Below are 13,278 nucleotides of genomic sequence, written 5' to 3'. Positions count from 1 at the left end.
TGTCTGTCAGGCAACCACGCGATAACAGGGCTTGTAGTCACCGGCGATCTTCATCCTCCGCTGCTCAACAAACGCCAGCAGCAGCGCGTCGAGGGAGGCCATGATCTCCGGGTCGCCGTGGATCTCGAACGGTCCGTGCTCCTCAATGCGGCGCAGGCCGTCTTCCTTGACGTTGCCGGCGACGATGCCTGAGAACGCGCGGCGCAGGTCGGCTGCGAGTTCGAACGGTTTGCGGCCGTGGTGCAGGTCCAGCGACGCCATCGCTTCGTGGGTCGGGATGAACGGCTGCTGGAACTCCAGCGGCACGTTGAGCGACCAGTTGAAGAAGAACGAGTCGCGCATGTTCAGGCGGTGCTCGCGCACCTTGCGGACACCGTTCGCCATGCGCCGGGCGACCGCGGTCGGATCGCCGGTGATGATCTGGTACAGACGGGTCGCGGCATCGCCCAGGGTCAGGCGGATGAACCGGTCGATCTGTTCAAAATACGGCGCCGCGCTGGTCGGACCGCTGAATACCAGCGGGAACGGCACGTCGGCGTTCTCCTCGCGCAGCAGAATGCCCAGCAGGTAGAGGATTTCCTCCGCGGTACCCACGCCGCCGGGGAACACCACGATGCCGTGGCCAAGCCGCACGAAGGCCTCCAGACGCTTCTCAATGTCCGGCATGATCACCAGGTGGTTCACGATCGGGTTCGGCGACTCGGCCGCGATGATGCCCGGCTCGGTGACGCCGATATAGCGCATGTGGCGCTTGCGCTGTTTGGCATGCGCAATCGTGGCGCCCTTCATCGGGCCCTTCATTGCGCCCGGACCGCATCCGGTGCAGATGTCCAGCCCGCGCAGACCCAGCTCGTAGCCGACCTCCTTGGTATAGAGGTACTCCTCGCGATTGATCGAGTGGCCGCCCCAGCACACCACCAGGTTGGGGTCGGCGGGCAGCAGCGCCTGGGCGTTGCGCAGGAGGCCGAAGACCGCGTCGGTGATGCCCTCGCTGCTGTGCAGGTCGCGATCGCCCTCCTGCCCCAGCTCGATCGAGCGGTAGGCCAGGTCGCGTACCACCGCGGCCAGGAGCTCGGCCACGCCGTGGATGATCTCGCCGTCCACGAACGCCATCGCCGGGGCGTGCTGCAGGTCGATGCGGACACCGCGATCCTGCTGGTGGACCTGGATGTCGAAGTTCGGATACAGCTCCTGCGCGGCGCGCGGGTCGTCGGAGGTGCTGCCGCTGGTCATGACCGCCAGCGCGCAACGGCGCAGCAGATCGTGCATGCCGCCACTGGACGCATCGGCCAGGCGCGCGACTTCCTTGCGCGAAAGAATGTCCAGCCCCCCGCGCGGATGGATCCGGGCGTTGACGGTCGGCAGGACGGCGTTGCTGGGATGACTCATTTGCGGGTGGTTCCTTGTTGTATTTTTCTCGACCGGGGGACTTTAACGCAGACACATGAAAACGGCCGGGTTTCCCCGGCCGCTTCCGTCGTGCATCGTCCTGACCGGAATCAGAACTTGTACTTGAAGCTCAACATCATCGACCAGCGCGATACCGCGGTGTTGCCCTTGTCGTTGTTGTTTTCCTGGATCTGCGCGTTGTCGGTGGAGCCGGAGAAGTTGTAGACGTACTTGCCGGTGACCGGGTCGATACCGGCGTAGTTGACCACGCGACGGGTCGAGAAGAAGCCGTAGTCCTCGATCAGGCCCCAGTCCTTGTTGAGCAGGTTGCCAACGTTCATCACGTCCAGCGCGAGCTCGGCCTTGTGGCCCTTGAAGAAGCCGGGCAGTTCCTGGCTGACGCGGACATCGAAGCTGTTGGTCCAGCCGGCGCGGAAGCCGTTGGCCGGAGCCACGCTGCCACGATGGCCCTGCAACTCGGGTGCGTTCGCGGCCATCCAGTCGAAGAACTGCTGCTCCATCTGCGCCGGCGTCGAGTCGGCATTGCCAGTCCACATCACGTCGCCCGGGCCGGCCGGCACGTAGAACAGGTCGTTGGTGTTGGCACCGTCGCCGTTGGCGTCGTTGTAGTAGATGTAGCTGTACGGACGCCCCGAGCGGCCCTCGTAGAACAGGCCGACGCTGGTGGTGTTGTCACCGAAGAAGTCGTGCTGCCACTGCAGGGTTCCGGTGACGCGGTCCTTGATTGCGTAGCGCGAGTCGTAGGCCACGTTCTCGTTGGCGTTGTAAATCAGCGTGTTGCCCCAGTTCGAGGTGTTCTGCGAGCTGGTCAGCGGGCTGACTTCCTTGGCCTGGGTGAACGTGTAACCCAGCGACCAGCCCCAGTTCTCGGTCATCGGCTTGCTCAGCGAGAAGGTCGCCTGCGAGCTGCTGCCCTTGCTGGTGTTGCGCAGCAGGAGCACGTCGCCGATGTCGCCGGGACGATTCGCCTTGACGTCCGGGCAGTTGCCCGCGGCGACCACGGCGGCGCTGCAGTTGCTGCCACCGATCCTGCCCGCTTCCATGCCGAACCGGCCAGCGTTGGCCGGATTGCGGCCCGCCGCGTTCCAGTAGTTGTCGCGGCCGTCCATGGTGCCGGTGAACGTCGGGTTCATCACGTCCAGACGCTCGAAGTAGATGCCGTCATTGACCTTGGTGAACAGGACTTCCGCCGACGCCACGATGCCATGCCACGGCAACTCGTGATCGAAGGCCAGGTTGGTCTTCCAGACCGACGGCAGCTTGGTGCCCGGTTCGATCAGGTCGACGTTCTGGCGCGCCGCGCCCGGGGTCAGCCCGGCGGTGGACGGCGGCTGGGTCGGATCAAATACCGGGGCCTGGCCGCCGCGCAGATCGTACTCGACGTAGTTCAGGCCGGTGTTCTGGTACGCACCGGCGAGCCAGACGTTCGGGGCTGCGCCGCCAAACAGGCCCACGCCGCCACGCAGCTGGGTCGGACGGTCGCTGTCGAAGGTGTAGTTGAAGCCGACGCGCGGCTGCACCAGGTTGCTGTCAACCAGGTTGGTGTTGTTGTAGCCGTAGAGCTGCTCGATGCGCGCGTTGTACAGGCGCTGGTCGCTGAAGGACGGCATGTCGACGCGGACGCCGGCCATCAGGTTCAGGTTGTAGTTGATCGCCCAGGTGTCCTGCAGGAACACGCCGGTGTTCTTGAGAGTGAAGCTGGCCGGGATGTCGGCGCGGCTGCCGCCCGGACGCGGCGCGCGCAACTGGTAGCGCGTCGGCGTACCGGCAACGAATGCGTCCAGGTCCTTGAACTCGTAGACGCCGTTGAGGTTGCGACCGTAGAAGTTCATCAGGTCGTTGTCGGAGTAGTCAAAGCCGAACTTGACGGTGTGGTCGCCGGCGTACCAGGTGGCCGCACCGAACGCGCTCAACTCCTTGCTCTCGATGATGTTGACGTGGGTGTTCTGCTCGGTGCCGAACAGCAACGCCGCGTTGTTGTCACCAAATCCGTTGATGCGAATCTGCGGCAGGTTGACGTTGGGCACGCGGTTGGCCGAGTAGTCCTTGTGCGAGACCTTGAACTCGGTGGAGAAGTTCTCGCTCCAGTCGGAGAACACCTCACCCATCCAGGTCTCGTAGATCTTCGGCTGGGAATACCAATAGTTGCTCAGCGACACGGTGCCGGTACCGATGCCCGGGAAGCGCATCACGTCCTGCTCCATCTTGTTGTAACGCAGGGCGGCGCGGTGGCTGTCGTTGATGTTCCAGTCCAGCTTGACCGCGTACTCCTCGATCTCGGTCTTGCTGTCGGGCGCGGACAGGCCGCCGATGTCGTAACCGCGGGCGGACATCAGGTTCTGCACGGTGGTGATGTCAGCGGCAGTGATGTCACCGGAGCCGAACGGGGTGCTTTCCAGCGCGACGCCGGGCGCGGAGCGCTCGTACTTCTCGTAGTTGGCGAAGAAAAACAGCTTGTCCTTGACGATCGGGCCGCCGAAGGTCATGCCGTAGGTCTGCTCGTCGTTGAAGCCGTTGAAGTCGCCGCGGTCGCCTTCCAGACGCGTGCGGACCAGGTCCTTGTCGCGGTAGGTGTAGTAGACCGTGCCGTGGTACTCGTTGGTACCCGACTTGGTGACCGCGTTGACCACCGCGCCGGTGCCGCCACTGATGGTGGTGTCGTAGTTGGCCAGGTCGATGGTGATCTCTTCGATCGCGTCCATCGAGACGGGCTGGCGCTCGGTCGGCAGGTTGTTGGATTCCAGGCCGAACGGATCGGACGCGCTGATGCCGTCGATGCGGATCGCATTGTAGCGGGTGTTCTGGCCCCCGGCGGAAATCGCGCCGTCCGCCTTGCTGATCTGGGAGATGCGCGGATCCAGGCGGATGTAGTCCTGGATGTTGCGGTTGGCCGACGGCAGCGCGTCGATGGTCTCGCGGGTGACGTTCGTGCCGGTACCCATCTTCTCTGCGCTGAAGATCTCCGAGCCACCCATGGTCGCCACGGCCTGGACCGAACCCAGGGTGGTCACGTCATTGTTGAGCTGAGCGTTGACGGTCGCGACCTGGTTCAGCGGCAGGTAGATGTCATCCTGCGACCGGCTACCGGCACCCGCCTTGTTGATCGTTACCGTGTACGGCCCACCCACGCGCAGACCGCGGGCGTTGTAGCGGCCGCTGGCATCGGTGGTGACTCGGCTGACCGTGCCCGACTCGGCATGGACGATGGTGACTTCAGCACCGGCCACCGGCTGGCCGTCGGCACCGATGACCTGGCCGCCAAGGCCGGCGGAGGTGCTCTGGGCGAAAACGGGGGCGGAAGCGAGGACGACGAGCAGTCCCAAAGTGAGCTTGGACAACCGGACGCGGCTGGGGTGGGTCATGGCAAAAGGGCCTCGGGCGTGGGTAACGGGCACGACCAGCGCCGACGCGCTGGCAGGATTTCCGGATCGCATGGATGTAAAAAACCGACTGCGTCGTCGGTTAACGGCAGTTTAACACGGAGAAACGATAGCTTGCGCGAGTTACCGGCCAATGACGAAAACCGCACGGCGTGCGTGCTTGCCTCAGACCGCGATGCCCAGATACCCGACCAGACCGTCCAGGAACATCTGCACCGAGATCGCCACCAGCAGCATCCCCATCAGGCGTTCGACCGCGGTCAGCACACGCATGCCCAGCAGCTTGTACAGGTAGGTGGCCGAGAACAGGATCCCGGCCGTGGCTCCCCAGGCGATCAGTAGCGCCAGGCTCCATTCCATCAGCCGGCCCGGCTCGTTGCTGCCCAATAGCAGCACCGCTGCCATCCCTGAAGGTCCGGCCACCAGCGGGATCGCCAGCGGCACGATGAAGGGCTCGCCGTCCGGCAGCTCGCCCATCAGCCCTTCCGGCGGCGGGAAGATCATCCGGATGCCGATCAGGAACAGCACGATGCCGCCGGCAATGGAGACCGAATCCTGACGCAGGTGCATGGCCTCCAGGGCGTACTTGCCGCCCCACAGGAACACCATCAGCACGCCCAGCGCAATCAGCAGCTCGCGCGCCAGGACGTAGCGCTGGCGCTCGGGCGAGAGCGTGCGCAGCATGCTGAGGAAGATCGGGATGTTGCCCAGCGGATCCAGGATCAGGAACAGCAGAAGGGCGGCGGCGGTGATGGTCACGGTCGGCTGCTCATGCGTCGGGTGCCCAGACCTGGCCGCGATGGGCGACGCCGGCACTCGACAGCAGGGTCACGCACGCTGGCGCGTATCGCTCGGGATCGGTGGCTCGCTGGACGTCTTCCTCCACATACGCCTTGGCGCGCAGCGCCGTACGCATGGGCCCGGGTTGCAGCCCGGACACGCGCACCGTGGTGCTCGCCAATTCTGCGTGCAGCATCCCCACGAGACCGGCCAGCCCGTGCTGGGCCACGCCATAGCCGCCCCAGAACGCCTTGCCCACCCGCGCCGGGTCGTCCATCGCGAACACGAGCGCAGCGTCCGGCGCCTGGGAGAGCAGCGGCAGGCACGCTTGGCTGAGCCACCAGGGCGCAGTCAGGTTGACGTGGATCGCGCGCGCGAAGGCCGCCGGATCGGTGTGCAACAACGGCGTCAGTCCGGCAAATTCCGCCGCGCAATGCAGTACGCCGTCCAACCTGCCCAGCTCGGCGCCGATGCGCTCGGCCATCTGCGCGTAATCGTCAGGCGAGGCCCCTTCGAGGTCCAGCGGATATAACATCGGCTCCGGGCCGGCCGCCGCAACGGCGTCGTAGACCCGGTTCAGGCGCGGCACCTTGCGGCCCGAGAGGACCAACTGGGCCCCTGCGCGCGCGCAGGCGATGGCCGCCTGGCTGCCGAGTCCGCCGTGGGCGCCGGTCAGCAAAACCACGCGGCCGGCGAGCGCGTCGCTGTCGATCGCCTCCAATGCGGCGGTCACTGCGGCAAGGCCTCGCCGAGCATGCGCGCCAACTCACCGGACTCGGCCAACTCGGCGGTGATGTCGCTGCCACCGATCAGCTCGCCGTGGATGAACAACTGCGGGAACGTCGGCCAGTTTGAGTAGCGCGGCAGGTTGGCGCGGATTTCCGGCTCTTCCAGCACGTTGACCGTGTGCATGGCTGCGCCGCCCGCCGCCAGCAGGATCTGCACGGCCCGGCTGGAAAACTGGCACATCGGGTATTGCGGGGTTCCCTTCATGAAAAGTACGACCGGGTGGCTTTCGACTGCGGTCCGGATCTGGTCCATCACCGGCATGCGCGCGGCTCCTGCAATGCGTCTCCCGCCATTGACGGCCCGGAAACAGGGGTGGGGATAGAATGGCTAATTGTAATGCCTCATCACGTTCGCGGCCCTACCCGGGCCGTGACCCCGTCCGCCCCTGCAAGGAGCCCGCCAATGGCCATCGAACTGCCACCGCTTCCGTTTGAACGCACCGCCCTGGAGCCACACATCTCCGGCGAGACCATCGACTTCCACTACGGCAAGCATCACAAGGCCTACGTCGACAACCTCAACAAGATGATCGAAGGCACCGAGTTTGCCGACATGCCGCTTGAGGACATCATCCGCAAGTCGCAGGGCGGGATGTTCAACAACGCCGCCCAGGTCTGGAACCACACCTTCTACTGGAACTGCCTGAGCCCCAACGGCGGCGGCGAGCCGACCGGCAAGCTGGCCGAGGCGATCAACAAGTCCTTCGGCGACTTCGCCGCGTTCAAGGAGCAGTTCAGCGATACCGCGGTCAAGACCTTCGGCTCCGGCTGGGGCTGGCTGGTGCAGCGCACCGACGGTTCGCTGGCGTTGGTAAGCACGTCCAACGCCAACACGCCGCTGACCGGCAGCGATACCGCGCTGCTGACCTGCGATGTGTGGGAGCACGCCTACTACATCGACTACCGCAACGCGCGGCCGAAGTATGTGGAAACCTTCTGGAAGCTGGTCAACTGGGACTTCGTGGCGTCGAACCTGAAGTAAGCCGCACGCTACGCGTTGGATCGAGACGGCCGGAGAAATCCGGCCGTTTTTTTGGTTCATTCGCTTGGGCGAGACCTGGCGTCCTTCACAGCGAATGTCCCCCGGCCTCCGCCGGAGACGGAGGCCTCCTCCTTTACTTCGCTCCGAAGGACACCAGATCTCGCTGTCGGACCGCAGCGGTAGGCCGAAAGCGAGACGCTGACCTTGCGCCCTGCAACCGCCGCCAAGCCGGAACGACGGGGGTGAGTGTCCTTGGGTGCGAAATAAAGGAGGAGGCACCGGCTTCATCGGTGCCGGGGAACATTCGCACCCAAGGACAGTCGCCCCCGCCCGCCGCAATCAAGAAGCGCAGAGCTCTACCCGCCCTCAGCCCGCCGCCTCAACCGCCTCCGCCAGGCGCTCCACCGCAATCACTTCCATCGCGCCGATCTGGCCGCTACGTGGCGCGTTGCCCTTGGGCACGATTGCGCGCTTGAAGCCGTGGGTGGCCGCCTCTTTCAGGCGGTCTTCGCCGTTAGGCACGGGGCGGATCTCGCCTGACAGTCCGACCTCGCCGAAGGCAATCGTCTTCTCCGCCAGCGGCCGGTCACGCAGACTCGACAGCACCGCCAGCAAGACCGGCAGGTCGGCGGCGGTCTCCTGCACGCGGATGCCGCCGACGATGTTCACGAACACGTCCTGGTCCCCCACTCCCACCCCGGCATGCCTGTGCAGGACCGCCAACAGCATCGCCAGCCGGTTGCCTTCCATGCCGACGGCCACCCGGCGCGGGTTGGACAGCGGCGAGGCGTCCACCAGCGCCTGCACCTCGACCAGCAAAGGCCGTGTGCCCTCGCGGGTCACCATCACGCAGCTGCCGGGCTGGGCGGCGACACTGCCGGACAGGAAAATTGCCGACGGATTCGACACCTCGCGCAGGCCCTTGTCGCCCATCGCGAACACGCCCAGTTCGTTGACCGCGCCGAAGCGGTTCTTGAACGCGCGCAGGACCCGGAACCGGCTGCCCGACTCGCCCTCGAAGTACAGCACCGCATCGACCATGTGCTCCAGCACGCGCGGTCCGGCAATGCCGCCTTCCTTGGTCACGTGGCCGACCAGGAACACCGCGGTGCCGGTTTCCTTGGCGTAGCGCACCAGCCGCGCCGCGCTTTCGCGGACCTGGCTGACTGATCCGGGAGCGGCGGTCAGTGACTCGGTCCACAGGGTCTGGATGGAGTCGGCGACCAGCAGCCGCGGCGAGGTCGCGACCGCCTGCTCAAGGATCCGTTCCACGCCGGTTTCCGCCAGCGCGTTGACGCCTTCCAGCGACAGGCCAAGGCGCGCGCCGCGAGCGGCGACCTGGGCCAGGGATTCCTCGCCCGTCACGTAGAGCGCGGGCAGTGACTCGGCCATCTTCGACACCGCCTGCAACAGCAGCGTCGATTTGCCGATCCCTGGATCGCCGCCCACCAGCACCACCGAGCCGGCCACCATGCCGCCGCCGAGGACACGGTCCAGCTCACCGATGCCGGTGGAGACGCGCGACTCGCCCGAGTGGCTGACGTCCTTGAGCGCGGTGACCTTGGGCGGATCGACCTTGCCCGCCCAGCCGCTGCGGCGCGCGGGAGCGGCACTCTTCTGCGCCGCGGCGGACTCGATCACGAACTCGGCCAGCGTGTTCCATTCACCGCAGTCCGCGCACTGCCCCTGCCACTTGTTGTGGTCGGAGCCGCATTCCGAGCAGACGTAGGCAACCTTCGCCTTGGCGGCGGGCTTGGCGGGCGATTTGCTGGCGAAGGACATGGGCGGCATCGAAACGGGCGGGACGCCACTTTAGCGGCCTCCTGTCGCACCGCGGGAGATCCGCGGCGGAACCCGCGGTCTGCCGTCAGCGGACGCGTGGGCGGTTCAGACCTTGTAGTAGTCGCGGTACCAATCGACGAAGTTCGCCACGCCAGTCTCCACCGAGACCTGCGGCCGGTAATCCACCGCCTTGATCAGCTCGGACACGTCGGCCTCGGTGTCGGGCACGTCGCCGGCCTGCAGCGGCAGCAGTTCCATCTGCGCCTTGCGGCCCAGGCACTGCTCCAGCACTTCGATATAGCGCAGCAGCTCGACGGTGCTCTCGTTGCCGATGTTGAACAGGCGATACGGCGCGTTGCTGGTCGCAGGATCGGGCGCGGCGGCATTCCACGCAGGGTTGGCAACCGGCGGATGGTCCAGGCTGCGGATCACGCCCTCCACGATGTCATCCACGTAGGTGAAGCTGCGCTTGTGGTGGCCGTGGTTGAACACCTTGATCGGCTCCCCAGCGAGGATCGCCCTGGTGAACTGGAACAGCGCCATGTCCGGCCGGCCCCACGGCCCGTACACGGTGAAGAACCGCAGGCCGGTGCTGGGAATGCCGTAGAGGTGCGCGTAGCTGTGCGCCATCATCTCGTTGGCCTTTTTGGTCGCCGCGTACAGCGTCAACGGATGCTCGGTGGACTGGTGCTCGGAGAACGGCATCGTGGTGTTGGCACCGTAGACCGAGCTGGTGGACGCGAACACCAGATGCTCGACACCGTGGTGGCGACAGCCCTCCAGGATGTGCAGGAAGCCGGTGACGTTGCTGGACACATAAACGTGCGGGTTCTGGGCCGCATAGCGCACACCGGCCTGCGCAGCCAGGTTCACCACGCGTTGCGGCGCGTGCGTCGCAAATGCGCTTTCCACCGCCTCGCGGTCGGCGAGATCGGCCTGGATGTGGGTGTAACCGGGATGGTCCATGAAGCGCGCCAGTCGCGCCTGCTTCAGGGTCACGTCGTAGTAGTCGCTGAGATTGTCGAAGCCGACCACCTCATCGCCGCGCTCCAGCAGGCGCTTGGCGAGATGGGAGCCGATGAATCCGGCGGTGCCGGTCACAAGCACTTTCATGGAGGTTCCACATTGGCCCGCGGAGGGCGGGAAACCATGCATCATAGATGGTCCGAACGCCAAGCATCGCGCCTTTGCGGGGTGGCCGGGTGCCGGGTGCCGATAGGCCTGCGTGTGAATGTCCCCCGGCACCGATAAAACCGGTGCCTCCTCCTTTATTTCACACGCAAGCCTATCGGCACCCGTCGTTGCAGCATCGGCAGGGTTGCAGAGCGCAGATCCGACAGTATCAACGGGACCTGCAGACCTTCGGGGCGAAGTAAAGGAGGAGGCACTCGCCGCAGGCGAGGGCCGGGGGACATTCGCCCGAAAGGCCTGCAGGTCGCGTCCCACGTGACCGTGGCCACGACGACCATGGCCACGCCCCCCGCAAACGCGTGAGAATGACGCCCCACTCGAAGCCATACCTCGCCCGGAGAAGCCAGCCAGTGACTGACGCCACGACGGAAGGTGACCTGAAGGACACACCCACCGAGCACACCCCGCTGATGCGCCAGTTCTTCCGGGAAAAAGCCGCCCATCCCGACGTGCTGCTGTTCTTCCGCATGGGCGATTTCTACGAGCTTTTCTACGACGACGCGCGCAAGGCGGCGCGGCTGCTCGACATCACCCTGACCCAGCGCGGCAATTCCGCCGGCCAGCCGATCCCGATGGCCGGCGTCCCGCACCACGCCGCGGAAGGCTACCTGGCCCGTCTGGTGGCACTCGGCGAATCAGTCGCCATCTGCGAGCAGATCGGCGATCCGGCCACCAGCAAGGGGCTGGTCGAGCGCAAGGTGGTGCGCATCGTCACTCCGGGCACGGTTACCGACGAGGCGCTGCTCAGTGAGCGCCGCGACACGTTGCTGCTGGCCGTCTCCCGCGGAAAGAGCGGCTATGGAATCGCCTGGGCGGACCTGGCCGGTGGGCGTTTCCTGGTCAACGAGGTGGCCAGCGAGAACGCCCTGGAGGCCGAGCTGGCGCGCCTGGAGCCGGCAGAGCTGCTGTGTGCGGACGAGGACGGCTGGCCGGCGTTCGTCAGCGAGCGCAACGGCGTGCGCGTGCGGCCGCCGTGGCTGTTCGACGCCGACAGTGGCCGCCGCCAGCTGCTGAAATTCTTCGGCCTGCACGATCTGTCCGGTTTCGGGCTGGAGGACAAGCCACTGGCTATTGCCGCCGCGTCCGCCCTGCTCGGCTATGTCGAGGAGACGCAAAAGCAGCGCCTGCCGCACCTGACGGCGATCGCGGTGGAATCGGGCGATGGCGCGATCGCGATGAACGCACCCACCCGCCGCCATCTGGAGCTTGACTCGCGCATGGATGGCGACAGCAAGCACACCCTGTTGGGCGTGCTGGACACCTCGGTCACGCCGATGGGCGGCCGCCTGCTGCGACGCTGGCTGCACCGGCCGTTGCGCGATCACGACATCCTCCGCCGGCGGCACCATGCGGTCGAGACACTGTCCGGTCCTGCCGGGGAGACCCTGCGCACGCACTTCCACGCGCTGGGTGACCTGGAGCGGATCCTGACCCGGATCGCCCTGCGCAGTGCGCGTCCCCGCGACCTGTCCACCCTGCGCGATGGCCTGGCCATGCTGCCGGAGGTGCGCAAAGGCCTCGAGCCCCTGGACTCCCCCTTGCTGGATCGCCTCTCGGCCGAGCTGGGCGAGCACGCGGACCACGCCGACCTGCTCGCATCGGGGCTCGTCGAGCAGCCGCCGGTCCTCGCCCGCGACGGCGGCATCTTTGCCAGCGGTTACGACACCGAGCTTGACGAGCTGCGCACCCTTTCGAGCACCGCCGACCAGTACCTGATCGACCTGGAAAGCCGCGAGCGCGAGGCCAGCGGCATCCCGACGCTGAAGGTCGGCTACAACCGCGTGCATGGCTACTACCTGGAAGTCAGCAAGGCCCACGCCGCCAAGGCGCCCACCCATTACACCCGGCGCCAGACCCTGACCAACGCCGAGCGCTACATCACCGAGGAGTTGAAGGCTTTCGAAGACAAGGTCCTCTCGGCCCGCGAACGTGCGCTGACCCGCGAGCGCCTGCTCTACGAGCAGTTGCTGGACGCCCTGGGCGAGCAGTTGGAACCCCTGAAGCGATGCGCCGCCGCGCTGGCGGAGCTGGACGTGCTGGCCTGCCTGGCCGAACGTGCGCAGGCGCTGGACTGGTCCAGGCCGCAGCTGACTGGCGAACCCGGCATCGCCATCGAACGCGGCCGCCACCCGGTGGTGGAAGCGGTGCGCAGCGAGCCTTTCGAGCCCAATGACCTGGTGATGCACGACGAGCGCCGCATGCTCGTGATCACCGGTCCGAACATGGGCGGCAAGAGCACCTACATGCGCCAGAACGCGCTGATCGTGCTGCTGGCCCACATCGGCAGCTTCGTACCGGCCTCGCGCGCCGTGATCGGCCCGATCGACCGCATCCTGACCCGGATCGGCGCCGGCGACGACCTGGCCAAGGGCCAGTCGACCTTCATGGTCGAGATGAGCGAGACCAGCTACATCCTGCACCACGCCACCGAGCAGTCACTGGTGCTGATGGACGAGATCGGCCGCGGCACCTCGACCTACGACGGTCTCGCGTTGGCCGAGGCTTGCGCCCGCCATCTTGCCCACCACAACCGGGCCTGGACCCTGTTCGCCACCCACTATTTCGAACTGACGACGTTGGCCGAGTCCGGCAGCGGCATTGCCAACGTCCACCTGGACGCCGTCGAGCACCACGACCGCGAGCACGGTGACACCCTGGTGTTCATGCATGCGGTCAAGGACGGCCCGGCGAACCGCAGCTTCGGTTTGCAGGTGGCGGCGCTCGCCGGCCTGCCGCGAGAGGTGATCGGTCAGGCACGTGGCCGTCTGGCGGAGCTGGAGCAGCAGAGCCGGGATGCGCCGAAGCCTGCGATGACGGCGGCCGCCCTCGACCAGCCCCAGCAGATCGGCCTGTTCGCGCCCTCATCGGCCGCGCTGGACGCCCTGGCCAAGCTGGATCCGGACGAATTGACGCCGCGCCAGGCGCTGGAGGCGCTGTACCGGATCAAGGCGCTGGCGTAGACCGC

9 protein-coding genes are annotated in these 13,278 nt (G+C 66.3%); 2 read left to right on the top strand and 7 right to left on the bottom strand.

Annotated elements, in window-relative coordinates:
• Positions 1-6: 6 nt before the first annotated feature.
• The 5 genes from ppnN to grxD form a co-directional block, all read right to left on the bottom strand.
• Positions 7-1,389: a nucleotide 5'-monophosphate nucleosidase PpnN gene (gene ppnN, locus INQ40_RS04595; RefSeq protein WP_194342026.1), complete on the bottom strand. Its 1,383-nt coding sequence runs from the start codon at positions 1,387-1,389 to the stop codon at positions 7-9.
• Positions 1,390-1,499: 110 nt separating this feature from the next.
• A complete protein-coding gene (locus INQ40_RS04590) occupies positions 1,500-4,772 on the bottom strand; it encodes a carboxypeptidase regulatory-like domain-containing protein (protein WP_194342025.1) in 3,273 nt (1,090 codons plus the stop codon).
• 183 nt (positions 4,773-4,955) lie between these two features.
• Positions 4,956-5,549 (bottom strand): MarC family protein, encoded by a 594-nt coding sequence (locus INQ40_RS04585; RefSeq protein WP_194342024.1) that lies wholly within the window; start codon positions 5,547-5,549, stop codon positions 4,956-4,958.
• Positions 5,550-5,559: 10 nt separating this feature from the next.
• Positions 5,560-6,303, bottom strand: a complete 744-nt coding sequence (locus INQ40_RS04580) for an SDR family NAD(P)-dependent oxidoreductase (RefSeq protein WP_228482117.1) — start codon at positions 6,301-6,303, stop codon at positions 5,560-5,562.
• On the bottom strand, positions 6,300-6,620 hold the full coding sequence (grxD, locus tag INQ40_RS04575; RefSeq protein ID WP_193986626.1) for a Grx4 family monothiol glutaredoxin: 321 nt from the start codon (positions 6,618-6,620) through the stop codon (positions 6,300-6,302). The genes INQ40_RS04580 and grxD overlap by 4 nt, the downstream gene beginning before the upstream one ends.
• A gap of 141 nt (positions 6,621-6,761) precedes the next feature.
• On the opposite strand from grxD, the gene INQ40_RS04570 reads away from it, so the two are divergent.
• Positions 6,762-7,340, top strand: a complete 579-nt coding sequence (locus tag INQ40_RS04570; RefSeq protein WP_194342023.1) for a Fe-Mn family superoxide dismutase — start codon at positions 6,762-6,764, stop codon at positions 7,338-7,340.
• A 366-nt stretch (positions 7,341-7,706) separates the two neighbouring features.
• Here the strand turns inward: INQ40_RS04570 and radA are convergent, their stop codons facing one another.
• Both radA and INQ40_RS04560 read right to left on the bottom strand, forming a co-directional pair.
• Positions 7,707-9,122, bottom strand: coding sequence for a DNA repair protein RadA (gene radA, locus INQ40_RS04565; protein WP_194342022.1), 1,416 nt, complete (start codon positions 9,120-9,122; stop codon positions 7,707-7,709).
• A 105-nt stretch (positions 9,123-9,227) separates the two neighbouring features.
• Positions 9,228-10,235 (bottom strand): NAD-dependent epimerase, encoded by a 1,008-nt coding sequence (locus INQ40_RS04560; protein ID WP_194342021.1) that lies wholly within the window; start codon positions 10,233-10,235, stop codon positions 9,228-9,230.
• A gap of 488 nt (positions 10,236-10,723) precedes the next feature.
• Between INQ40_RS04560 and mutS the strand changes: the two genes are divergently transcribed.
• The gene (gene mutS / locus INQ40_RS04555; protein ID WP_228482177.1) at positions 10,724-13,273 is read left to right on the top strand and encodes a DNA mismatch repair protein MutS; all 2,550 of its coding nucleotides are present in this window, start codon (positions 10,724-10,726) and stop codon (positions 13,271-13,273) included.
• The last annotated feature ends 5 nt before the right edge of the window (positions 13,274-13,278 follow it).

It is taken from the genome of Lysobacter sp. H21R4 (genome assembly GCF_015277535.1).
Lineage (GTDB): Bacteria > Pseudomonadota > Gammaproteobacteria > Xanthomonadales > Xanthomonadaceae > Novilysobacter > Novilysobacter ciconiae.
This window is presented reverse-complemented; position numbering and strand designations above follow the sequence as displayed.